Annotated in this window: 23 protein-coding genes and 1 pseudogene; 10 read left to right on the top strand and 14 right to left on the bottom strand. The window is 46.6% G+C overall.

Annotation, left to right across the window (positions count from 1 at the left end; all coding sequences use genetic code 11):
• Positions 1 to 15: 15 nt before the first annotated feature.
• Together VV1_RS03275 and argR are read right to left on the bottom strand one after the other, a co-directional pair.
• Positions 16 to 984 carry a TAXI family TRAP transporter solute-binding subunit gene (locus VV1_RS03275; RefSeq protein ID WP_011078753.1) on the bottom strand — a complete coding sequence of 323 codons (969 nt, stop codon included), beginning with the start codon at positions 982 to 984 and terminating at the stop codon, positions 16 to 18.
• 365 nt (positions 985 to 1349) lie between these two features.
• A complete protein-coding gene (gene argR / locus VV1_RS03270) occupies positions 1350 to 1820 on the bottom strand; it encodes a transcriptional regulator ArgR (protein ID WP_011078752.1) in 471 nt (156 codons plus the stop codon).
• Positions 1821 to 2192: 372 nt separating this feature from the next.
• Between argR and mdh the strand changes: the two genes are divergently transcribed.
• Complete coding sequence (mdh, locus tag VV1_RS03265) at positions 2193 to 3125, top strand: malate dehydrogenase (RefSeq protein ID WP_011078751.1); 933 nt, start codon at positions 2193 to 2195, stop codon at positions 3123 to 3125.
• A gap of 122 nt (positions 3126 to 3247) precedes the next feature.
• On the opposite strand, the gene ispB is transcribed toward mdh, so the two are convergent.
• On the bottom strand, positions 3248 to 4219 hold the full coding sequence (ispB, locus tag VV1_RS03260; protein ID WP_013572474.1) for an octaprenyl diphosphate synthase: 972 nt from the start codon (positions 4217 to 4219) through the stop codon (positions 3248 to 3250).
• Positions 4220 to 4490: 271 nt separating this feature from the next.
• Between ispB and rplU the strand changes: the two genes are divergently transcribed.
• The 6 genes and pseudogenes from rplU (at position 4491) to folA (ending at position 8295) form a co-directional block, all read left to right on the top strand.
• Positions 4491 to 4802, top strand: a complete 312-nt coding sequence (gene rplU / locus VV1_RS03255) for a 50S ribosomal protein L21 (RefSeq protein WP_000271393.1) — start codon at positions 4491 to 4493, stop codon at positions 4800 to 4802.
• Between the two features lie 20 nt (positions 4803 to 4822).
• On the top strand, positions 4823 to 5080 hold the full coding sequence (gene rpmA, locus VV1_RS03250; RefSeq protein WP_011078749.1) for a 50S ribosomal protein L27: 258 nt from the start codon (positions 4823 to 4825) through the stop codon (positions 5078 to 5080).
• A 155-nt stretch (positions 5081 to 5235) separates the two neighbouring features.
• Positions 5236 to 6405 carry an Obg family GTPase CgtA gene (gene cgtA, locus VV1_RS03245; RefSeq protein WP_011078748.1) on the top strand — a complete coding sequence of 390 codons (1170 nt, stop codon included), beginning with the start codon at positions 5236 to 5238 and terminating at the stop codon, positions 6403 to 6405.
• A 159-nt stretch (positions 6406 to 6564) separates the two neighbouring features.
• A pseudogene (locus VV1_RS03240) lies at positions 6565 to 7333 on the top strand (threonine/serine exporter family protein).
• Complete coding sequence (locus VV1_RS03235) at positions 7321 to 7797, top strand: threonine/serine exporter family protein (RefSeq protein ID WP_011078746.1); 477 nt, start codon at positions 7321 to 7323, stop codon at positions 7795 to 7797. Before VV1_RS03240 ends, VV1_RS03235 begins: the two are co-directional and overlap by 13 nt.
• A 9-nt stretch (positions 7798 to 7806) precedes the next feature.
• Positions 7807 to 8295 carry a type 3 dihydrofolate reductase gene (folA, locus tag VV1_RS03230; protein ID WP_011078745.1) on the top strand — a complete coding sequence of 163 codons (489 nt, stop codon included), beginning with the start codon at positions 7807 to 7809 and terminating at the stop codon, positions 8293 to 8295.
• Positions 8296 to 8339: 44 nt separating this feature from the next.
• On the opposite strand, the gene apaH is transcribed toward folA, so the two are convergent.
• From apaH to lptD, 6 genes are read right to left on the bottom strand one after another with little or no spacing between them, the layout of a single operon-like run.
• Entirely contained in the window at positions 8340 to 9149 is an 810-nt protein-coding gene (gene apaH, locus VV1_RS03225; protein ID WP_011078744.1) for a bis(5'-nucleosyl)-tetraphosphatase (symmetrical) ApaH, read from the bottom strand.
• 14 nt (positions 9150 to 9163) lie between these two features.
• Positions 9164 to 9544 carry a Co2+/Mg2+ efflux protein ApaG gene (gene apaG, locus VV1_RS03220; protein WP_011078743.1) on the bottom strand — a complete coding sequence of 127 codons (381 nt, stop codon included), beginning with the start codon at positions 9542 to 9544 and terminating at the stop codon, positions 9164 to 9166.
• Positions 9545 to 9603: 59 nt separating this feature from the next.
• Positions 9604 to 10410 (bottom strand): 16S rRNA (adenine(1518)-N(6)/adenine(1519)-N(6))-dimethyltransferase RsmA, encoded by an 807-nt coding sequence (gene rsmA, locus VV1_RS03215; protein WP_011078742.1) that lies wholly within the window; start codon positions 10408 to 10410, stop codon positions 9604 to 9606.
• Entirely contained in the window at positions 10407 to 11393 is a 987-nt protein-coding gene (pdxA, locus tag VV1_RS03210; protein WP_011078741.1) for a 4-hydroxythreonine-4-phosphate dehydrogenase PdxA, read from the bottom strand. The genes rsmA and pdxA overlap by 4 nt, the downstream gene beginning before the upstream one ends.
• Positions 11386 to 12672, bottom strand: coding sequence for a peptidylprolyl isomerase SurA (gene surA / locus VV1_RS03205; RefSeq protein ID WP_011078740.1), 1287 nt, complete (start codon positions 12670 to 12672; stop codon positions 11386 to 11388). Before surA ends, pdxA begins: the two co-directional genes overlap by 8 nt.
• 50 nt (positions 12673 to 12722) lie before the next feature.
• Positions 12723 to 15053, bottom strand: coding sequence for an LPS assembly protein LptD (lptD, locus tag VV1_RS03200; protein WP_011078739.1), 2331 nt, complete (start codon positions 15051 to 15053; stop codon positions 12723 to 12725).
• A 147-nt stretch (positions 15054 to 15200) separates the two neighbouring features.
• On the opposite strand from lptD, the gene djlA reads away from it, so the two are divergent.
• Complete coding sequence (gene djlA / locus VV1_RS03195) at positions 15201 to 16064, top strand: co-chaperone DjlA (protein ID WP_011078738.1); 864 nt, start codon at positions 15201 to 15203, stop codon at positions 16062 to 16064.
• An 84-nt stretch (positions 16065 to 16148) separates the two neighbouring features.
• Here the strand turns inward: djlA and VV1_RS03190 are convergent, their stop codons facing one another.
• From VV1_RS03190 to leuA, 5 genes are all read right to left on the bottom strand, one after another.
• Positions 16149 to 16931 carry a DUF547 domain-containing protein gene (locus VV1_RS03190; RefSeq protein WP_011078737.1) on the bottom strand — a complete coding sequence of 261 codons (783 nt, stop codon included), beginning with the start codon at positions 16929 to 16931 and terminating at the stop codon, positions 16149 to 16151.
• Positions 16932 to 17064: 133 nt separating this feature from the next.
• Positions 17065 to 17667 (bottom strand): 3-isopropylmalate dehydratase small subunit, encoded by a 603-nt coding sequence (gene leuD / locus VV1_RS03185; protein WP_011078736.1) that lies wholly within the window; start codon positions 17665 to 17667, stop codon positions 17065 to 17067.
• An 11-nt stretch (positions 17668 to 17678) separates the two neighbouring features.
• Positions 17679 to 19079, bottom strand: coding sequence for a 3-isopropylmalate dehydratase large subunit (gene leuC / locus VV1_RS03180; protein ID WP_011078735.1), 1401 nt, complete (start codon positions 19077 to 19079; stop codon positions 17679 to 17681).
• Between the two features lie 19 nt (positions 19080 to 19098).
• On the bottom strand, positions 19099 to 20190 hold the full coding sequence (leuB, locus tag VV1_RS03175) for a 3-isopropylmalate dehydrogenase (RefSeq protein ID WP_011078734.1): 1092 nt from the start codon (positions 20188 to 20190) through the stop codon (positions 19099 to 19101).
• An 86-nt stretch (positions 20191 to 20276) separates the two neighbouring features.
• Entirely contained in the window at positions 20277 to 21824 is a 1548-nt protein-coding gene (gene leuA / locus VV1_RS03170) for a 2-isopropylmalate synthase (protein WP_011078733.1), read from the bottom strand.
• Between the two features lie 600 nt (positions 21825 to 22424).
• Here leuA and VV1_RS03165 point away from each other — a divergent pair.
• Both VV1_RS03165 and VV1_RS03160 read left to right on the top strand, forming a co-directional pair.
• Positions 22425 to 23192, top strand: coding sequence for an SH3 domain-containing protein (locus VV1_RS03165; protein WP_011078732.1), 768 nt, complete (start codon positions 22425 to 22427; stop codon positions 23190 to 23192).
• A gap of 225 nt (positions 23193 to 23417) precedes the next feature.
• A complete protein-coding gene (locus VV1_RS03160) occupies positions 23418 to 23966 on the top strand; it encodes a phosphatase PAP2 family protein (RefSeq protein WP_173652404.1) in 549 nt (182 codons plus the stop codon).
• The last annotated feature ends 1 nt before the right edge of the window (position 23967 follow it).

Here is a 23967-nt window from a genome sequence, read left to right as displayed (position 1 = left end):
GAACCGTGGGGGTGCTTATTTCAGCAGACCCACTTCTTTGTAGTATTTCACTGCACCTGGGTGTAGTGGGATAGAAATACCAGCGCTCACCATATCCTCTTTCTTAAGGGTAGCAAACGCAGGGTGTAGACGTTTGAAGGTATCGAAGTTCTCGAATACCGCTTTCGCCACGTTGTAAGCCACGTCGTCAGACACATCGGCAGTGGTGACAAGCGTTGCCGCTACACCAAAGCTCTTCACGTCTTTATCAGTGCCACGGTACATACCAGCAGGCACGGTGCTGTAAGCATAGTATGGGTTGTCAGCAACAATTTTGTCGATCTGTGGACCTGTTGCGGACACCAGTTTGGCGTCACAAGACGTAGTCGCTTCTTTGATTGAGCCATTTGGGTGACCAACCATGTAAATGAACGCGTCGATCTTGTTGTCACATAGGGCTTGCGAACGCTCAGAACCTTTTAGCTCTGATGCTAGCTTGAAGCTGTCGTTGTTCCAACCCATAGCATCCATCACCACGCTCATCGTTGCGTGATCGCCCGAGCCAGGGTTACCGATGTTGACGCGCTTGCCTTTCAGATCTTCAAGCTTGTCGATGCCTGCGTCAGAGCGTGCAATGATGTTAAAAGGTTCGGTATGAAGAGAGAACATGGCACGCAGCTTAGTGTAAGGGCCTTGCTCTTCAAATTTACTAGTGCCTTTGTAGCCATGGTATTGCCAGTCAGACTGAACAATACCAAAGTCCAACTCGCCAGAGCGGATGGTATTGACGTTGTAGATCGAACCGCCCGTTGATTCTACAGAACAACGGATATTGTGATCTTTACGATCTTTGTTGACCAGTTTACAGATGGCGCCACCCGTAGGGTAGTAAACACCCGTCACTGAACCTGTACCAATCGTAATAAATTCTTGAGCGTGAACCGCACCTGCGCCCATAACGGCAGCAGCAATTGCACCCACTTTAATCAGCGTATTTAATGCCATGAATGTTCCTTCCTTTATCCATTATTAACCCAGAAGCATAACAAATTATCTTCAGGGGTTTCCTGTTTGGAAACGGCATCTTTTCCAATCCAATCGTTTGGAAAAGTGGCGGAATAATAACAAATAATTGGCAGATAATTATACAATTGTTAAAACTTATAGCGAAAAAATCTAAGGAAAGAGAATAGGAGTGACGTTTTTTTAGTGTTAGGTTCTTTTAGATCAATGAGTTAAATTGATGCTTATCTTGGTAGAGATTTGGTTGAATGCGTGAATTAGATCACGAACAATTAACGCGTATTTGAATGCATTTCAAACAAAATGCTCACCAAAGCATCGCTAAAGTGAGCATTGTTTGCCGTTAGTTAGCCCGCGTATTCAAACAATTCGCAGACCGATTTAAACAGTTGTTCTGTCGTGATTGTTAGGGTAGGGGTAATGAAGATGGTGTCATCACCCGCCACCACGCCAAGGATGCCTTCCGATTTACCAAGAGAATCGAGCATACGGGCAATAAGCTGTGCCGCACCAGGGCCAGTATGGATGACCACTAATGCTTGGTTATGATCAACATCTAAAACCAATTCACGCAAAGAACTGCTGACGGTCGGAACACCCAGTTCGGTGGGTAGGCAGTAAACCATTTCCATTTTCGCATTGCGGGTACGAACGGCACCAAACTTGGTCAGCATGCGAGAAACTTTAGATTGGTTAATGTTTTCAAAGCCTTCTTGTTTCAGGGCTTCAACAATTTCACCTTGAGAACCAAAGCGTTCTTCTTTCAATAAAGCTTTAAAAGCGCGTACTAGGTTGTCTTGTTTTTCTGATGGGCGCATAAAATCCACATTCCATTTCTTAACGTTTTGCATATTTTCGCATAGATATTCACTCAGTGCCAAAAGCTGATTGCAATCTGTTAGTTGTATCACTGTAAATTTTAAACAGATTACTGTCCGATTAGCGCAGTGAATGGCGAACAAAGCAAGAAATGTAGTCAATTTCTTTCATGCTTAAGCCTTTGTCATACCTACAATTTATGTGGATAATGGCCGAGGTGAATGTGGCACGCGATAATCGAGTTGCGCAAGGTCGCAAAGCGAGCGTTAATTGATTGTAATCAAGTTGTAATTGCTATAGCGTTCTACACAGTTGTTTACAAAATACCCTACTAAAACGTCTATAAGAGATCGCTCTCAAGGAGAACTACAATGAAAGTAGCTGTTATTGGTGCCGCTGGTGGCATCGGTCAAGCCCTAGCTCTTTTACTGAAAAACCGCCTTCCAGCGGGTTCTGATTTAGCCCTATATGATATTGCTCCGGTTACTCCGGGTGTTGCTGCAGACCTAAGCCACATCCCAACCCACGTTTCGATCAAAGGTTATGCCGGTGAAGATCCAACGCCAGCACTAGAAGGTGCTGATGTGGTTCTTATTTCTGCTGGTGTTGCGCGTAAGCCAGGTATGGATCGTGCGGATCTATTTAATGTCAATGCTGGTATCGTCAAATCACTTGCTGAGCGCATTGCCGTGGTTTGTCCAAATGCTTGTATTGGTATCATCACCAACCCGGTGAACACCACTGTGCCAATTGCAGCAGAAGTTCTGAAAAAAGCGGGCGTTTATGACAAGCGTAAACTTTTTGGTGTGACGACGTTGGATGTGATCCGTTCAGAAACGTTTGTTGCTGAGCTGAAAGGTCAAGATCCAGGTGAAGTCCGTGTACCAGTGATTGGTGGTCACTCTGGTGTGACGATTCTGCCTCTTCTTTCTCAAGTGGAAGGTGTCGAGTTTAGCGACGAAGAAATTGCAGCCCTAACCAAACGTATCCAAAATGCAGGTACTGAAGTGGTTGAAGCGAAAGCGGGTGGCGGTAGTGCAACACTTTCAATGGGTCAGGCTGCGTGTCGCTTTGGTCTTGCGCTCGTGAAAGCACTGCAGGGTGAAGAAGTGATCGAATACGCTTACGTTGAAGGTAACGGCGAGCATGCTAGCTTCTTTGCACAGCCAGTGAAACTTGGCAAAGAGGGTGTTGAAGAGATCCTACCTTACGGTGAGCTAAGTGATTTCGAAAAAGCAGCGCTAGATGGCATGCTAGAAACGCTTAACAGTGACATTCAAATTGGCGTGGACTTCGTAAAGTAAGTCAGCGAATGTGAGTGTTAGAAAAACAAAGCCGATCGTTGGATCGGCTTTTTTGTTTGTGGTTGATAGTATTCGAATCAACAAAGAAGAAAGGGAGCCATTGCTCCCTTTCTTTGCTCTTACTATTTGCTGCGCTTGACCGCCATATGTGCAAGTGCAATCAATGCTTGCTTGTATTCAGACTCAGGTAATACCTGTAATTCCGCAATGGCCTTATCGGCTTCTTCCATTGCTTTTGCTTCAGTATAGGTCAACGAACCTGCTTGTTGCATTACAGCCAGAATGTCATCTAGACGTTCCATCCCATTGGCATTCTCGATCGCTTCGCGGATCATCTGCGCATTCTCTGCATTGGTATGACGCATGGCATGTAACAAGGGCAGAGTAGGTTTGCCTTCAGCGAGATCATCCCCAACGTTTTTGCCCATTTCTTCGCCATCTGAGGTGTAATCCATCACATCATCGATCAACTGAAACGCGGTACCGAGATACTTGCCATAATTTTGCAGTGCGGTTTCGACTTCCGCCGGAGCATCATTGAGTATGGCACCAATCTGTGTTGCGGCTTCAAACAGGCGTGCGGTCTTAGAGTAGATCACCTGCATGTAGCTTTCTTCAGTGGTATCAGGATCGTTACAGTTCATTAACTGCAATACTTCCCCTTCTGCAATGATGTTAACGGCATCGCTCATGAGCTTCAGGATCTTCATGGATCCTAGCTCTGTCATCATCTGAAAGGAGCGTGTGTAGATGAAGTCGCCAACCAAAACGCTGGCAGCGTTGCCAAAGGCAGCGTTAGCGGTGGCTTTGCCACGACGCATATCAGACTCATCCACCACATCATCGTGCAGCAAGGTTGCGGTATGAATAAACTCGATGAAAGCGGCTGCGGTTGTGTGAGCATTACCCTGATAGCCTAACGCTCGCGCTGAAAGCACGGCCAAAAGAGGGCGAAGACGTTTGCCACCACCACTGATGATATAAAAACCAAGTTGATTGATTAAAGAGACATCAGAATTGAGTTGGGCTTGAATTGTTTCATTCACTTTTGCCATGTCATCGGCAGTAAGCGCTTGGATAGTTTTAAAATCCATCGTATATCCGGCTGAAGTTAGACCCTGCAAGGCTTAATCGATTTGTATAATTGTCGAATAATACACTAAAAAACATTGATTAATACATTACTAAAGGGCATGATTGCCGCACTTTTATTTGGCGATTAGCTTTTCGCCAATTTTTTCAAAATATGGCTTGTCATAGGGAGATCCTTTCTGTAGAATCTGCGCCCTATTGATGATTAGTTTAGCGCACACCCTTATTGCACAAAATATAGGCATAGGCTGTGCGGAAAGAGCGGAGTAAAATATGTACGCTGTTTTCCAATCTGGTGGTAAACAACACCGTGTAAGCGAAGGTCAAACTCTTCGTTTAGAGAAATTAGACGTTGAAACTGGTGCAACTGTTGAATTTGATAAAGTTCTTCTTGTTGCTAACGGCGAAGACATCAAAGTTGGTGCTCCTCTAGTAGAGGGCGGTAAAGTAGTTGCTGAAGTTGTACAACACGGTCGTGGCGATAAAGTTAAAATCGTTAAGTTCCGTCGTCGTAAGCACTCTCGTAAGCAACAAGGTCACCGTCAGTGGTTCACGGAAGTGAAAATCACTGGTATCAACGCGTAATCTATTAGGAGAGTTTAACAATGGCACACAAAAAAGCTGGTGGTTCTACTCGTAACGGCCGCGACTCAGAAAGCAAACGTCTGGGTGTAAAACGTTTTGGTGGTGAATCTGTTCTTGCAGGTAACATCATCGTTCGTCAACGCGGTACTCAGTTCCACGCTGGTAACAACGTTGGCCTAGGTAAAGACCACACTCTATTCGCTCTAACTGACGGTAAAGTTAAGTTCGAAGTGAAAGGTCCTAAAAACCGTAAATTCGTAAGCATCGAAGCTGAGTAATTTAGGTTTCTAGCAGAATCGAAAAACCCTGCCGTAATGGTGGGGTTTTTTATTGCAGTCGACATATTCAAAACACCCTCTCATGGTGTCTTCGATCTGTCATCTGCTAAAATGTAGTGATATTGATTTACGGGCGAAAGTAGCCGGAGTAAGAAATGAAATTCGTTGATGAAGCGGTAATTAAAGTTCAAGCTGGCGACGGCGGAAACGGTGTTGTAAGTTTCTGGCGTGAAAAATTCGTGACCAAAGGTGGCCCAGATGGTGGCGACGGTGGTGACGGTGGTGATGTATACATCCAAGCTGACGAAAACTTAAATACGCTGATTGACTACCGTTTTCAACGCTTCTATGAAGCGGAGCGTGGCCAAAACGGTAGTGGTGGTAACTGTACCGGTAAACGTGGTAAAGACATTACTTTACGCGTGCCAGTTGGTACACGTGCAGTCGATATTCATACCAATGAAATTGTGGCGGAAGTCGCTGAGCACGGAAAGAAAGTCATGGTCGCCAAAGGCGGCTGGCATGGTTTAGGTAACACGCGTTTTAAATCGTCAGTGAACCGCGCGCCACGTCAGAAAACCATGGGTACAAAAGGTGAGATTCGCGAACTGCGTTTGGAGCTATTGCTATTGGCTGATGTGGGTATGTTAGGTTTGCCGAATGCTGGTAAATCAACCTTTATCCGCGCTGTCTTTGCAGCGAAACCGAAAGTCGCGGATTACCCGTTTACTACCTTGATCCCAAGTCTCGGTGTTGTGAGTGTTGTTCCTGAGAAAAGCTTTGTTGTTGCTGATATTCCAGGGTTGATTGAAGGTGCAGCTGATGGCGCTGGTTTGGGGATTCGTTTCCTTAAACACTTAGAACGTTGTCGTGTACTGCTGCATATGATCGATATTTTCCCAATTGATCAATCGGATCCTGTACAAAATGCGCTGACCATCATTGATGAGTTAGAGCAATACAGCGAGAAATTGGCCAATAAACCTCGTTGGTTAGTATTTAACAAGGTGGATCTTGTTAGTGAAGAGCAAGCGGATGAGATCATTCAAGAAGTGATTGATGCGCTAGGCTGGGAAGAGCAATACTTCAAGATCTCAGCGGTGAATCGCCAGGGTACTAAAGAGCTTTGTTACAAACTCGCTGACTTTATGGAACAGTTGCCACGTGAAGAGCAAGAAGTCTCTGAAGAAGAGAAAGTGAACTTCATGTGGGATTACCACCCAGATGCAAATCAAGGCGAAGTTATCACTGAAGATGATGACGACGACTGGGATGACTGGGACGATGAAGAAGATGACGGTCACGTTATCTACGTTCGTGAGTAATCGAGATATTACAATTAAAAGCCGCAATATTATTTGCGGCTTTTTTGCATCTAAATCATGTTTAGTCCGATTTTTTTCGGGCAGAATATTTGTTTTTCGAGGCGCTTTTGCCTTTTGTTTCAATTAACAGGTCCGATTAAAAGGAATTAGGAAGTTGTTATGGCATCAACACAGCGAGCCATCTCTCGGCTGGTCGCACAAGCGGGGGCAGATGTTATTAGCGCATGGAGCGGAAAGTACCTTGGTGGGCGATATTATGCGCCGCATTGGTATTGCATCTGGCGTCAGTGAAGTCGAAGTGGCGCTCTCTGCCAACGCATTGGTTGTCACCACTGTGATGGATGGTCACTGCATTACCACCACGCGCAGCTGCGTCGATCGTGGTATCAATATGAAAGCGGTCACCGAGATTCAGCGGATTTGCATCATGATGGAAAAAGGGGTGCTTGATCCGATGATGGCTCAGAGAAAACTGAATAATATCAGTCCAGAGCGTTACAACCGCTGGTTGGTGGTGTTTATGATCGGCATCTCTTGCGCCTCTTTTGCTCGTTTAGCGGGGGGAGATTGGGCCGTGTTTGCTATGACATTTTTGGCTTCGGCTTGCGGCATGATCGTTCGTCAAGAAATCGGACATCGTCATTTCAACCCACTTTTGAACTTTGCTGCAACGGCGTTCGTGACCACCCTTATCTCTGCACAAGCGGTCATTCTTGAAATTGGCAACTTGCCGACGGTGGTGATGGCGTCTTCTGTGTTAATGCTGGTTCCTGGTTTTCCATTGATTAACTCGGTTGCTGATATGCTTAAAGGCCATATCAATATGGGGATTGCTCGCTTCGTTATGGCGAGTTTACTGACGTTGGCGACCAGCTTAGGGATTGTCGCGGCGATGAGTGTAACGGGTATTTGGGGATGGTCGAGCTAATGGAATTGCTAGTCGGTTTACTCAACGATATGTTTTTTGCCGCGATTCCTGCGGTTGGGTTTGAATTGGTGTTCAATGTGCCACCGAGAGCGTTAATTTATTGTGCGCTCGGCGGAGCCATTGGTCATGGCAGTCGATATTTAATGATGAAATTTGGCATTCCGATTGAATGGGCGACGTTTTTTGCGGCTACGTTAGTCGGGATGATTGGTGTGTACTGGTCACGGCGTTTGTTAGCGCACCCGAAGGTGTTTACTGTCGCGGCATTGATTCCAATGGTTCCCGGCGTATTCACTTTTAAAGCCATGATCGCAATGGTGGAGATCAATCATCTTGGCTATACCCCAGAGTTGGTGGCGGTTTGTATGGAAAACTTTTTAAAAGCGATGTTCATCATTGCGGGACTGGCGGTTGGCCTTGCCGTTCCTGGGCTGTTATTCTACCGCCGCAGACCAATAGTGTAAGGAAGAGAGATGATCATCAGTATGATTGCCGCGATGGCAAAGCAAAGAATCATTGGTAAAGATAACCAGATGCCTTGGCATCTTCCCGCAGATTTTGCTTGGTTCAAACGCTGCACGATGGGGAAACCGATCGTGATGGGGCGTAAAACGTATGATTCGATCGGACGTCCGTTGCCAGGGCGATTGAATATAGTGATTAGTCGTGACGAAAGCTTGGTTATTGAGGGGGTCACTATGGCCAACTCGATTGCGCATGCTTTAGCGTTAGCGGGGGATGCAGATGAAGTGATGATCATCGGTGGCGGTTCAATTTACGCTGAGTGTTTACCAAAAGCAGACAAACTCTATCTGACGTTTATCGATGCCACTATTGATGGCGATACTCAGTTTCCTGATTGGGGGGAGCAATGGTGCGAGAGCCATCGCGAACACTATTCTGCTGATGAGAAAAATCGCTACGCGATGGATTTTGTTATTTTAGAAAGAGTTAATTGCTAGTTTTCTAGTTTTCTAGTTTTCTAGTTTTCTAGTTTTCTAGTTTTCTAGTTTTCTAGTGCCTTCTGACTAAATACTTGTTTGTCTTCCCAGCGGATCATAGTCAGGCTGCCATTCCAAACGCAGCCTGTATCTAGTCCAATCACTTCTTCGCTGATATAGCCTTCTAAAGCCGCCCAATGACCAAATAAAACGGGTTTATCAAGTGCTCTACGCTGTGGCAGTGTAAACCAAGGCATCAGTTCGCTTTCTTTCACTTCTGATGGTGGCAGTTTGCAATCCATATCCAAACGCCCATCGGCAAAGCAAAAGCGCATGCGTGTAAAGGCATTGATGATGTAACGGTAGCGATCCAAACCGGAGAGATTGTCCTGCCAGAGATCGGGTTGGTTACAGTACATGTTCTCAATCAGCCAGCGGTAATTTTCGCTGCGCAGCAGGCTTTCTACTTCCTCGGCACACAAACGTGCTGTCGCAAGATCCCATTGAGGCGAGATGCCTGCGTGGCAAACGACAAATTCGGGATGTTCTGCAAGAAGCGGTTGCTGGCGCAGCCAGTGGAGGAGTTCATTACCATCTTCACTTGCAAAAATTGGCGCTGTTTTGTCTTTGGCTTTGTTATTGCGAATCCCCAGAGATACGGCCATGAGATGGAGATCGTGGTTACCCAGAACCACTTTGGCACTGTTGCCGAGTGATTTGATAAATCTCAGTGTTTCTAATGACTTTGGTCCGCGCGCGACCAAATCACCAGCGACCCAGAGTGTATCCTGGTTTTTATCGAACTGGCACTGCGCTAATAGCAGCATCAATTCATCAAAACAGCCTTGGATGTCTCCAACAATATAGTTTGCCAAATTATTGCCTCAAATCAGTTAAGAATGTTGGGAACCGCGAGGCGGAAAGGTTCAATTTCGACGACAAATTCTTTGCCTTGAGCGTCGTGCATGATGTATTGACCTTGCATGACGCCAACTGGGGTGTCTAATGCGGTGCCACTGCTGTAAGTGTACTCATCACCAGCGTCGATAAACGGTTGTTGGCCGACGACGCCATCGCCTTCGACAGAGATCTGTTTGCCATTGGCATCGGTGATCAACCAGCGTCGACTAAGCAGTTGCACGCTCTCTGAACTGTGGTTTTTAATGGTAATGATGTAAGCGAAGATATAGCGAGCAAGTTCAGGATTGGATTGTTCTTCGACGTATTTGGTGTGAACTTGAATTTGGATACGGGGTTGAGATACGTCCATGCTGACTCCGTGTTGGAAAAGCAGAGAGTGAGTCTATGCTCACTCTCATACCGATAGATTTATTTATGGTTAGCATCCAGCCAGTTTGCCATCGCCACAAATTGCTGCAGCGTCAGATTCTCTGGACGCATGCCAGGGTTTACCCCGAGTTCTTCAAGAACTTGCTCACTCATCAGCGACTTATAACAGTTACGCACGGTTTTGCGGCGTTGGTTAAAGCCTTCGCGGCAGACGCGTTCTAGCCATTGTAGGTTATTTGCTGGGTGAGGTAATGTCTCGTAAGGAACGAGGCGAACCACTGCTGAGTCGACTTTCGGTGGTGGTACAAAGGCGGTTGGTGGTACTTCCAACACGGGTACCACTTTACAGTAGTATTGTGCCATCACCGTTAGACGACCATAGGCTTTGCTACCCGGACCTGCAGCAAGGCGGTTCACCACTTCTTTTTGCAACATAAAGTGCATGTCTTGAATGTCTTTATGAAATTCAAATAGGTGGAACATCAGCGGTGTTGAAATGTTGTAAGGTAGGTTACCAAAAATACGTAACTTATTGTTTGGTTTCACTAATTGAGTGAAATCAAAACGCATCGCATCCCCTTCATGAATCGTCAGTTTGTCTGCCAATTCTGGATGAGTACGAAGGCGCTCCGCCAAATCTCGGTCAAGTTCGATAACGGTGAATTTGTCCACTTCGCGGCCAACTGGCTCGGTAATCGCGCCTAAACCAGGACCGATTTCAACCAGGTTTTGTCCCGGTCTTGGGTTAATGGCCGAGACGATACCATCAATAATGTATGGATCGTTAAGGAAGTTCTGACCAAAGCGTTTACGCGCTTTGTGCCCCATATGGACATCATTTCTCATTGTTTTTTCTCTACCAGTTCTATCGCATGCTGAAGTGCTGTTCGGAAGCTCCCTGTATCCGCTTGGCCAGTCCCGGCTAAATCGAGTGCAGTTCCGTGATCTACCGATGTTCTTATAAAGGGTAGACCAAGAGTAATGTTGACCGACTGACCAAATCCCTTGTATTTCAACACAGGCAAGACTTGGTCGTGATACATTCCTAGAACAGCATCGGCATCGTTTAAATATTTTTCATTGAAAATGGTGTCTGCTGGCAATGGGCCTAGCAGATGGATTCCTTTTTCTTGACGAATTTTTTCCAGCGTCGGCGTGATGGTTTCAATCTCTTCACGGCCTAAGCATCCGTCCTCTCCTGCGTGCGGGTTTAGTCCACACACGTAAATCTTAGGCTCGGCAATGGCGAATTTTTCTACTAAGTCGCGATGCAAAATATCGATGATCTTCAGCAATCGCTCTGCAGTGACCGCTTTCGACACATACGCCAATGGAATATGTGTCGTGACAAGCGCTACTCTTAAGCCTTCGGTGGCTAACATCATGACCACAAGAGGCGTGTTTGATAGCTCGGCAAAAAACTCGGTATGGCCGCTAAAAGCAACCCCAGCTCGGTTAATCACCCCCTTGTGAACAGGGCCGGTGACAATAGCATCAAATTCGCTTTTCATACAGCCTAAAGCGGCTCTTTCCAGCGTTTTTAATACATAATGACCATTCTCTTCATTGAGCTGCCCTGCCACACAAGTGCTCGGCATATCGATATGCTCGACCACTAATGTCCCCGCTTGTTGGGGGGAGGGGGCAGTTGAAGCATCATAATCAAGCAGGGTAACGTTAATCCCCAATTGCTCTGCACGTTGGGCGAGCATTTTTTTATCTGCACACACCACTAACTGGTGTGGCCAATGCTCTTTTGATAAAGCGAGAACAAGATCGGGACCAATGCCAGCGGGTTCTCCAGCTGTCACCACTAAGCGTTTAACCATCGTTTTCTTCCTCGTTGATGATTTCGACAAACGCACCTGCTCGAAGCTCTTGCATCCAAGCGCCGACTTCCTCGTTGAATTTACGATTAAAGAGGATGCGATAGGCCTTATTTTTCATCGCAGAGTCGGTGCGGTCGACTTCACGGCGGTCAAGCACTTCAACAATATGCCAGCCATGCACGGTCTTAAAGGGTTCACTGATGGTTCCTACCGGCAATGTTTCAACTTGGTGCTTAAACTCGGGCACATAGAGGTCGGGTGTTTGATAGCCCAACTCACCGTCTTGTGCTGCGGAACCTGGGTCTTGGCTGTATTGCTGCGCCAACTCACCAAAGGTTGCTTCACCTGCGCGAATTCGACGGATGAACTCATTCAGTTCGCGCTGAGCACCTTCATCGCTCAAAATGACCGTTGGTTTTAACAGAATATGTCGTGCATTCACCTCGGTGACCGCAACGGTTTCCAACCCTTTTACGTCTTCAATTTTTAAAATATGAAAACCAACACCACTGCGGAATGGACCAATGATGCTGCCTTTATTTTGCATCTTGATTTGGTCAGCAAAAATGGTTGGCATCTCTTCTTTACGCATCCAACCCCAATCACCGCCTTGCAGTGCTTTTGGTCCTTTGGAATAAGTGTAAGCCATGGTGCTGAAATCAGCCCCTTGCTTGAGCTTTTCAACTAGCTCTTTCGCTTGTGCTTCCAAGGCCGATTTGTCTTGCCCATCAGTAAAACGCAACTGAATGTGACCAATACGATACTCAACGCTAGCGTTGGTTTCTTTCGATAGCAGTTCAGCGAGGTTATCCACTTCTGCCGGCAAAATATTGATACGACGTCTCACCAAGGCATTTCGTGCTTCAGATGCCGCCATCTCTTTACGAATTTGTTCGCGAAACTCTGCGTAACTCACTCCTTCGCTGGCAATGGCCGCCGAGAGTTCGTCGATGGTTTGATTATTGTTGCGTGCGATTTCCTCAATTGCTTGATTGAGACGTGTATCATCAATGCGCACGCCAATGCGGTCGGCTTCTTGTGTTTGCAGTGTATCGATGATCAATTTATCGACGATTTGTTCGTTTAGCACGTCAGCATCGGGTAGGGCTTGTCCGCTTTTTTTCGCGTTAGCGCGCAAGGTTTTGGTCGCGGTATCAATATCACTTTGTAAGATCACACCATCGTTGACGATCACGGCGACCTTATCTAGCTCAACAGGAGCAGAAACGGCGCTGCCAGTGACCAGCATGCCAAGTAAAAGGGTTTTCCAAATGTTCATTTTGTAATCCATATAACGTTTTGTCTCTTTCGATAAGGTCATCAAAAGTACTAATTATTCAGATAGAAAGGGCGACCGTAGGTAATCGCGTTATCTGTGCTATCCAATTCTTTTGCAGCAGTTTCTGCTTTGTTCTTAGTAGCAAAACCTTGAATACCAAAGTTTACGCTAATGTTGGTATCGTAGACCGGATTGTTACTATCGCCGCCGACCACATCATTGCGCCATTTCACTAATTGGTTGGTGTAAGTAAAACCGATATACCAACAATCTGATTGGTAACGCAAACTAGCCATCCATTCCAAGTCGATCTCTTCGGTCAAATCGTAATAATACTGACCGCTCGCAGACCAATGGCGATTAATATTGTAGGCCCCAACAATCCCCGCTTGTGAAATGCCTTTGCGGGTAATCTTGTCTAACTCATCAAAGCTGATGGTATCTTCGATGTAATCTTTGGTGACATAGCGATAATTACCTTGAATAAAGCCATCGGTAAACTGGTATTCCAAGGTGCTGTTGGCCAACTGCATCGCATTGAGATCGATGTCGTATTGGATGCCTCCGTGATAGAACAAAAAGTCTTCGTAGTTGAAATCGGTCTCTACGGCCCAAGAGGAATAGTTTGACGTTTCTTCTTGGTTACCAGTCAATTTGGTTTTCTTGTCAATGTAGTAAATTTGACCGAAAGAGATGTTCAAACGCTCTTTGTACTCATCGTCAAAGAAGCGAGTACTGGCACCATAACTCAGTTGGTTTGCTGCGGCGATTTTGTCGATACTACTGTACTTACGACTGCGGAAGAGGCCGTAATAATCGGTTTGTAGCAGCGTCGTATCGTAGTTGTAGATATTGCCCTGTTCTTCTTCCGGTACATAGAGGTACTGAATTTGTGGCTCCAAACTTTGCGTGTAGCCTTCAAAGAGTTTCGCTTCACGCTCAAGATAAATACGAGCATGAGAGCGGTATTCAGGAATGACACGCGCAACGGTTTCATCCAACTGAGACTTCAGCGTTGGGTCGGTTAATCTATCAAGATCTTGCTGATAGTAGGTGGCTAAAAGACGTGCTTCGGTCGTCCATGTTGCCCAACTGGTCGAGAGGGGAATGGTTAAACCTGGCTCTACGTGCGCACGCAGTGCATTCGGTTTCGAGGCATCTTGAATGTCAAATTGCGTTAACTCACTTTTAACGTCAAAGTTGAGATAATTGCCAAGCAGTGGAGTGTAAAAGTTGAACTTCACCTGCGGCAGCAGTCGATAAGGTTGATTGTTATCTTGCAATAAGATTTGGAAATCTCGCACTTGCAGCGACATATCCCAAAAGTCTGAGCGGTAAGCCACTTTGCCTTGTTGCATCAGTTGACCGTCTTCTCGGTTACCTAGATCGGAGCTCAAGTCCCGGAAGTAATCGATATCACTGACTTGAGAGTAGTCGAGAGAAACCAACCACTGCTTATTGATGATGCCATCATGTTTGTACTGATAACCCCAACGATCTTCATCGTTGTATTTTTCATCCCCAGGTAAGTATTCACCTTTGAGTTCACCAGCCCCCCAGCCATCGCTTAGATAGCGGAAGTCAGCATCTTGCTTCACCCCACGCTGTTGCATGTAGAGTGTAGTGAGCGTTAAATCGTAGTTAGGTGCAATGTTCCAGTAGAAAGGAACTTCGATTTCTAAACCATCGCTAGAACCATAGTTCACTGATGGGAAAAGAAAACCCGTTTTACGAGTATTGCCGATCGGTAGAGTAAGGTAGGGAGCATAAAAAACCGGTACGTCGAGCACTTCAAACCGTGGGTGGTAGAACGTTGCGGTTTCTTCATTTTGATCAACTTCAATACTGGATGCGACCAAACGCCATGCGTTGTCATCCGCAGGACAAGAGGTGATAGAGCCATCTTCTAATTCGTAAACCGCTTGGCCTGTTTTTGCGATGTAGGCAGCTTGGCCTCGTCCTTGCTGGCAAAGAAACTGATATTCAGTATTTTCTAGCGAGAAGGTCTCTGACGTCATATTATTGGTGACTTTGCTAGAGCTTGCTTTGACTTCGCCATCATTGAAAGTGACATTACCTTCTGCCACAACAATGTTTTCTTGTTGATGCAAGGTGACCGATTCTGCCGTAATTTTTTTGTTGCCTTGAGTGACTTCAACATCGCCCGAGTAAATGGCTTTGTCACCATTGATGGCTTGCAGGTTATCCGCTTGAATCACGATTTCAGCATTCGCATCATTTTTTTCAGCGTCGACCAAGCATTGATCTGTAGTGGGCATTTCCTGCACACTGTTGTTTAATATCGCTTCAGCTTGAGCGTAGGGGGCAAACAGAGCGGTGGCAATTGAAGCCGCTAAAAATGTCCGGGAGAAATGTTGCATTAAAGGAACTATCCTATGTCACTGCTGCTCGATGGCTCTATGATGGCCATGGTGAAAAAATGATTGCCTTATCATAAAGGAAATCCGTGCTTCCAGCACTATATGACCGTCAATGACGGGAAAAATTCATAGATAGAGAACTCACAAATGCAGATTTTTGGCAAAATTCTTGGTGCCTTTTTTGGTTTTTTGTTCGGCGGGGTGTTTGGGGCGCTGTTCGGTTTATTTATTGGTCACCAGTTCGACAAAGCACGACGCTTGAGTCAAGCGGGCTTTAAAACCGCAGGTTTTGGCCAAGGACCAAGTCAAGCTCAGCGACAAGAGGAGTTTTTTAAGTCCGCTTTTGCTGTTATGGGGCATGTAGCTAAAGCAAAAGGCCAAGTCACCAAGGAAGAGATCCAACTTGCCAGTGCAATGATGGATCGAATGAGCTTGCATGGCGAACAGCGCAGAGCAGCGCAAGATGCGTTTCGTGAAGGTAAAGAACGTGATTTCCCTCTGGAACAAGTCTTAGAGAGAGTTAAAATTGCCACTAGTGGCCGTTTTGATTTATTGCAGTTCTTTTTGGAATTACAGATCTCTGCGGCTTTTGCCGATGGCGATGTGCATCCAAGTGAACGAAATGTATTGCACAAGATTGCGCGAGGTTTAGGATTTTCGTCTGAACAGCTCGAGCGTCGTTTGCAGATGCAAGAAGCGGCATTTCGTTTCCAACGTCAGGGCGGATTTGGGGGACAACAGCATCAATCTCATCACTCATCTTCTCACGGTGGCTGGCAGCAAGCGTCGCAAACTGACCGTCTCGCGGATGCCTATAAGATCTTGGGCATTGACGCCAATGCCGATGGCAAAGAGGTGAAGCGCGCTTATCGTAAGTTAATGAATGAGCACCACCCTGATAAATTGATGGCAAAAGGTCTACCGCCAGAAATGATGAATATGGCGAAAGAAAAATCGCAAGAAATTCAAAGTGCTTACGATCTTATTAAGAAAGAAAAAGGCTTCAAGTAGCCAACAAAAAAACAGGACGATGAGATCGCCTGTTTGTTCTCATTCATATAAAGAGAGAAAGGCCGTATATCGGCCTTTCTGCGTTTATTGGGCTTGGTTGAGATTCCAGTCATAGTCGTACTCGATTTGACCAGAAAAATCTTGATACTGTGGCGCATAGCGGCCAATGTGGGAAAATAATCCCGCTTTTCCACCAAAATCATCCGCAAACCAATCGTATATGGAAGAGAGCTGCGCTTTATTACCTTGTCGTGATACGCCTTTGGCACTATTGATAAACTCTTTCGCTGCCGCATCGAGCAAAGCTGGTGTGTTATCGGTTGTAAAGGCTTGTGGTTGCAGGTTAGGACAACCTAGGCTGGCGCAGTTGACCGCATAATGGGTGCGTGGATCATTCCAGATAGGGCGCAAGATACGATGTTCGATGTCGTTGAGCGTTAACGGCTTACTATTGATGGTGATGACTTCTTCATTCCACGGTCCAAAGCTAAACAAACCGCCTAACTTGGTAATAGACTTGAGCGGATAATTGTCGAGGATAAGATCAACGGTAATCGCATTGTAGAGATTCACCCAATAGGCATATTGCTCTGCGCGGTTGAGCGTCAGCGGATTTTGCTTAGCCAGCGTAGCAAGGTATTGCTTAAGGGCCTGATGGTCTTGTGTCGACACTTGGGCATAGCGAAAAAGTGTATTTTCGCCTTGGCGAATCAAATAGTGATCGAGTAGTGTTTGCCAAGCTTGATGAGACACTTTGATGGTGCTTTGCTCGTCGGATGGTTGCCAATATGGCCAAAGATCCGACTTTGGTGCCGCGTAACTCGCAACAGAAAATAAGGTGAAAATCAGCAGTAAATATCGTCGCATCGGGGAATATCCTCTACAAAGCATAGTGTTTTAGTTTGATATAGGACCGTGACAAACGACGATCAATTTCATCGCCAGCAAACAAAATGGGAATAGCATGCTATTCCCATTGTTATCTAACTCAATGCAGAAATTAGCGCAGAAACGCGGGAATATCTGCTTCAAAAGCGGCGATCTTGTCCTCATGTTGTAGGGTCAAACCAATGTGGTCTAAACCATTCAACAAACAGTGACGGCGAAAGTCATCGATCCCAAATGAGTATTCTTTGTCATTTGCGCGCACTTTCAACGCTTCAAGATCCACTTCGATTTGTGCCCCTTCCGTCGCTTGCACATATTGGAACAGTTCATCGACTTCTTGTTCGGTTAAACGAACAGGCACCATTTGGTTATTGATCGAGTTGCTGTAGAAAATATCGGCAAAACTCGGTGCAATCATCGCACGAATGCCATAGTCAGCCAGTGCCCAAGGGGCGTGCTCACGTGAAGAGCCACAACCGAAGTTCTCTCGTGCCAGCAGGATAGAGGCACCTTGGTAACGCGCGTGGTTCATGACAAATTCTGGATTGGGTTGTTCGCCCGCATCATCAAGAAAACGCCAATCATGGAAGAGGTGTTTGCCAAAACCTAAGCGAGAGACTTTTTGTAGAAACTGCTTGGGAATGATCGCATCGGTATCCACGTTCGCCGCATCAAGAGGAACCACCAAACCGGTGTGTTGTTTAAAACCTTGCATGTGTGTTCCCCTTATTTCCAATCTCGAATATCAACAAAATGACCAGCAATTGCCGCCGCGGCAGCCATGGCTGGACTGACTAGATGCGTACGACCATCACGACCTTGGCGGCCTTCAAAGTTACGGTTTGACGTTGACGCACAGCGCTCATGTGGCCCTAGACGATCATTGTTCATTGCCAGGCACATAGAGCAACCAGGTAGGCGCCATTCAAAACCCGCTTCTTTGAAAATGACATCCAAACCTTCGGCTTCGGCTTGCGCTTTGACTTGCTCAGACCCCGGAACAATCAGCGCTTGAACGTGTGATGCCACTTTGCGCCCTTTGGCGACGACAGCGGCGGCGCGCATATCTTCGATACGTGAGTTTGTGCAAGAGCCGACAAAGACTTTGTCGACTTTGTATTCGGACAGCGATTTACCTGCTTCCAGTCCCATGTACGCCAGTGCTTTTTCAGCGGACGCTTTTTCAACGGGATCGCTGAAGCTTTCTGGTGCTGGAATGGGCTCATCCACGGCAATCACCTGGCCTGGGTTCGTGCCCCAAGTCACTTGAGGTTTGATATCGGCAGCGTTTAGCGTCACCACGGCATCAAATTTAGCGTCTTCATCGGTTTTGAGTGTTTTCCAGTATTCAACCGCCGCATCCCAATCTGCGCCAGTTGGCGCGAATTTACGACCTTTGATGTAGTCGAAGGTGGTCTGGTCTGGTGCGATCAAGCCTGCTTTGGCACCCAACTCAATTGCCATATTGCACACGGTCATGCGGCCTTCCATGGAAAGGTCTGTAATTGCTTCACCACAGAACTCCACCACATAGCCCGTTCCACCCGCTGCGGTGGTTTTGCCAATGATGGCAAGGACGATGTCCTTGGCGGTGATACCGTCAGCGACTTTGCCTTGAACTTCGATTTTCATGGTTTTGGCGCGCGCTTGCTTAAGGGTTTGTGTTGCCAGCACGTGCTCGACTTCAGAAGTACCAATACCAAATGCCAGCGAACCAAACGCACCGTGTGTTGCGGTGTGAGAATCACCACAGACAATGGTCATGCCTGGTAAAGTGATGCCCAATTCTGGCCCCATAACATGCACAATGCCTTGATATTTATGGTTGATGTCGTACAAGGTGACGCCGAATTCCTGACAGTTTTTGATCAGGGTTTCCATCTGAATACGGGCCATTTCACCAGACGCATTTATGTCTTTGGTGGTGGTGGATACGTTATGATCCATGGTCGCGAACGTTTTGCTCACTTGACGCACTTGGCGCCCCTTTTCACGTAAGCCATCAAACGCTTGTGGAGAAGTCACTTCATGCACTAAATGACGGTCGATATATAGGATCGGCGTCTCACCTTCTGCGGCAACCGCGACGTGTGCTTCATAAACTTTTTCGTATAGTGTTTTGCCCATTGCTCGAACTTCCGTGTTTTTATGAATTTAGAATGTATTGTGCGATCTTATCGCCCATTTCAGCGGTCGATAGTGCTGGTTTGTCACCGGCAAGATCGGCAGTCAGTTCACCGGCGGCTAGCGCTTGAGAAACCGCGTTTTCAATGTCTTGTGCTGCGGCCTCTTCACCAAGGCTATAACGTAGCATGAGAGCGGCTGAAAGGATTTGCGCGACCGGGTTAGCGATGTTTTTCCCTGCGATGTCAGGCGCACTGCCACCTGCAGGTTCATACAGGCCGAATTTGCTTTCGTTTAGGCTTGCTGATGGCAACATGCCCATGGAACCCGTGATCATTGCACACTCGTCCGAAATAATGTCGCCAAAGATGTTAGAACAAAGCATGACGTCAAACTGCGCAGGATCTTTGATCAACTGCATCGTTGCGTTGTCGATGTACATATGCGATAGCTCAACATCTGGGTAGTCTTTAGCGAGCTCTTCGACGACTTCACGCCATAAGATAGAACTTTGCAGTACATTGGCTTTGTCGATAGAGCACACTTTCTTGCGGCGTAGGCGAGCCGACTCGAAGGCAATCTTCGCAATGCGTTCAATTTCAAAGCGGTGATAAATTTCTGTGTCGTACGCTTTTTCGTTGGCGCCTTCACCTTCACGGCCTTTGGGTTGACCGAAATAGATACCACCCGTTAGCTCACGCACGACGACAATATCAAAACCACGGCCCGAGATGTCGGCACGCAATGGTGAAAATGCTTCTAAGCCACTGTGAATTTGAGCAGGGCGAAGGTTGCAAAACAGCTGGAAGTGCTTACGTAGCGGTAGGAGCGCGCCACGCTCTGGTTGGTCGTTAGGTGGCAAATGTTCCCACTTAGGGCCGCCTACTGAACCAAACAGCACCGCGTCTGACTCTTCACATGCGGTCACCGTGCTTTGGGGGAGTGGGCAGCCATGATTATCTATCGCAATACCACCAACGTCGTGCTCTTCACGTTCGAAGTGAATCGCGTGTTTTTTCTCAATCGCATCCAGCACTTTGTGTGCTTGAGCCATTACTTCTGGGCCAATACCATCGCCAGGTAAAACGGCGATTTTGTAAGTTTTGTCTGTCATGTTAATCCTTTAATTATTGAATTTTATTGTGCTGTGTTGCAGTGAATTATGGGCGTTCCAAGCACAATGAAGTGCTCGGAATACAGTTATACGGTTGCGATCTTTTTCTGTTTCATTTCGGCAATTTCGTCGGCACGATGAATGCTGTTGATAACGTGCAGCAATGCCTGACCTGATGCTTCAACGATATCCGTTGAGATACCCGTACCGTGGTACTTACGGCCTTTGTAATTGGCGATAATGTCTGCTTGGCCTAAGCCGTCTTCACCTTCCCCTTTGGCAGTGAGATCGAACTTGTCCAATACGATGTCGTAGCCCGTCAGACGGTAGATACATTGGTATAACGCATCGACAGGACCATTACCAACGGCTGCTTCGCATTTCTCTTCATCGCCACACAACAGTTTAATGCTGGTGGTCGCCATCACGCTGCCTGATTGCACGCTTAGGTAGTTCAGCTTGTAATAATCATCTTCTTCGCGCAGGTTAGAGAAGTGCATCAGTGCTTCTAGGTCATAGTCGAAGACTTGTCCTTTGCGATCCGCTAGTTTTAGGAAATCTTGGTATAGCGCATCTAAGTTGTACTCATCTTCCTTATAGCCCATGGCATCCATGTGGCTCTTCACCGCAGCACGGCCACTGCGACTGGTTAGGTTCAGCGCTTGGTTCTTCAGGCCAATCGACTCAGGCGTCATGATTTCGTAAGTGTTCTTATTCTTTAGCATGCCATCTTGGTGGATACCGGAAGAGTGGCTAAAGGCATTGGCACCGACAATGGCTTTATTGGCTTGGATTGGCATGTTGCAAAGTTGGCTGACCAACTTACTGGTACGATGGATTTCTTCGTGGTTGATGCCTGTTCGAACCCCTAGTAACTCTTGACGAGTTTTGATGATCATGGCGATCTCTTCTAGAGAGCAGTTACCCGCTCGTTCACCAATGCCATTGATTGTCCCTTCGACCTGACGAGCTCCAGCTTGAACAGCAGCAATGGAGTTGGCGACAGACATGCCTAAATCATCGTGACAGTGAACTGAAATGATCGCTTTGTCGATGTTCGGTACGCGGTTAAATAGGGTTTGGATAATGCCGCCAAATTCGCTTGGTACGGTGTAGCCCACGGTGTCTGGGATATTGATGGTACGCGCGCCCGCATTTATCGCGGCTTCTACCATGCGGCAAAGATTGTCGATAGGCGTACGTCCGGCATCTTCGCAAGAAAATTCCACATCGTCCGTGTATTTGCGAGCATGTTTTACTGCTCTAACGCCCATTTCAACGACATCATCGTAGCTACGACGTAATTTGTCTTGCACGTGAATGGTCGAGGTGGAAATAAAAGTGTGGATACGAAATGCTTCTGCCACTTTCAAGGCTTCAGCGGCGGCATCAATGTCTTTTTCTACGGCGCGAGAAAGGGCACATACGCGGCTGTTTTTAATATTACGAGCGATGGTTTGTACGGACTCAAAATCACCAGGAGAAGAAACCGGGAAGCCTGCTTCGATCACATCAACGCCAAGTCGTTCAAGCGCATAAGCAATCTGCAACTTCTCTTTTACCGTTAGGCTCGCTGATAACGCTTGTTCGCCATCACGTAACGTGGTGTCGAATATAATTACCTGATCGTTCATGTTCGCTTCCTTTTCTCGATAGTTAATCGATTTCTTCTGGTCAATGTTGTGTTTGGATATAAAAAAGCCCGCATCGATGTGCGGGCTAGTTGTTATTCTGTGTGGTTTATTTTTCTTCCACAGCCTACCCGCGCGATCTTGTCACGATGAGGAGGAGGTTCAGTAGGAAAGAAAAATGTGCTGTCATCTTGTTAAGCATTCCACAAAATTAAGTTAACAGATTAGTACCGCACTCAGTGTGGCGCGTCAACCCTAAAGTTGATTTTTTATTCATATCCGATCAGTTGAGCGATAAAAATACGATTTGTTGGAAAAAACAACGTCAGAGCCCTCTAGTGACGTCGTTGTCTGTGGCATTTCTGCTCTCGGCGATTATTGGATAGCAAAGATTAAGTGAGAGAGTTAACGAGTTGTCGCTACGTAATGTGACATCACTGCTAAAGCGTTTGCTTTCATACTTTTCTAATACTTGCCCGAAACGGTGTTCGCCTAGCACTATTGGGCACTAAGAAAATGAAGGTGTACCGATTATTCCGGGTTGGCTGGCGCTTAGCGCTCGATGGAACAAGAGTTTAAGTGATGAAGAGAAGGGAGAAGATAATGTCTAATAAATCGGCTTGGTATGCAGTGTTAACATTGAGCTGCTGGACGTTACTTGGCTGTCAATCAACCAGTACCGAAAGAAAAGTAAGCAGTGTCTCTTCGGCACAATTATCTAAAAATGCAGAAGTATTACAACAGCAGCTTGAGTTGACGTTGAGCTCTCAGGAACAGAAAACCTTCCTAACCGCAATGGCGACTTTGTTGGAAAGCGAGAGTTCTGAAATGGCTGGTGGGGAGGAGAAAGAAGGGTTGAAGGCGTCACAATGGCGTATTGCTTCTTCTGATCCTAAAACCAAAACGTTTCTTGTCGGGACTGACGTTTACCCCGGAGTAACATTAAAAGGGGAACTGTCTCTACTGGATTTGCCATTCAGTGCCACCACGGTGGTTAACCTACGCTCAGCTCCATCTGCGAAATCAAATAAAGTAGGGCAGCTGCAAACGGGAGATGTCTTCATCGCGTTGGCAAAAGTCCCCGGCGCACCTTGGTTGTTAGTCGAGAGACAGGGAATGATTGAAGGCTATGTACATCAAGGTTATGTGCAAAGCCGTATCGAACCGCGTGACATTTTATCGGTGAAGCCCAATGCAGCATTAACGCCGAAAACCCGATCAGCAAGCCAAAAAATATTGTGGACAGGCAGTTATCAATGTCGTGATTTACAGTATCAGCTCAATGGTGCCAATCAGGCTCGCTCAGGCAATTTGATGGCATGTCGAAAAGACAAAAACATTTGGTATATACAGTCAATCGATCCCAGTTAATTTTCGCGATGGCGATTTCTTCTCTTTATTGATCGCAAAGAGAGCACTCTGTTCGTGCTCTCTTCGTTCTTCTCCTCTTCCTTTGTCCCTCTCGCTATCTTCTTGATCGCCCAAGCCTTATCAAGGATTCTGGGCGTTGTCACTAAATCGCCAAATTCCTTTCATGGGATTGTCACTCTGGTTTCCTAGCTTAGTAGCAGGAGAACGACATTCAGGATGGCAACAATGAAATCGATCAACACGCTGCGTCTGCCGATACAACGTATTGCAGACTTTGACTTTGCGCTTTCTAGCTTTTGCTTAAAACATAGATTCAATTACCAAGTGGCAACCATCAGCAAAGCGATTTCCCACAGTGGCGATGGGCACCTTTACGCCTTGATTGGACTGGCCGCATGGCTGGCTATTCCTTCACTAGGAACGTGGTTTTTGCTCTGTGGTTTGCTGGCCTTTGTCATCGAGTTGCCCATTTATTGGGGGCTCAAAAACAGTTTCAAGCGCCGTCGCCCAGAAGAGTACAGTGCCTATTTGCCCGCTTTTATCACCCCTTCAGATCGCTACAGTTTGCCCTCTGGTCACACCGCCGCAGGGTTTGTCATGGCCACCATCACAAGTTACTTCTTCCCAGAGTTGACATGGTTTGCGTTTAGCTGGGCGACCCTGATCGGGTTGTCACGCATTTTACTGGGCGTGCATTTTTTTAGTGACATTGTGATTGGTGCTCTGCTCGGTCATGCCTGTGCCACTTTGGCCTTGATTCTTGTGATGGAGTGAG

The organism is Vibrio vulnificus CMCP6, assembly GCF_000039765.1.
Taxonomy (GTDB): domain Bacteria; phylum Pseudomonadota; class Gammaproteobacteria; order Enterobacterales; family Vibrionaceae; genus Vibrio; species Vibrio vulnificus_B.
This window is presented reverse-complemented; position numbering and strand designations above follow the sequence as displayed.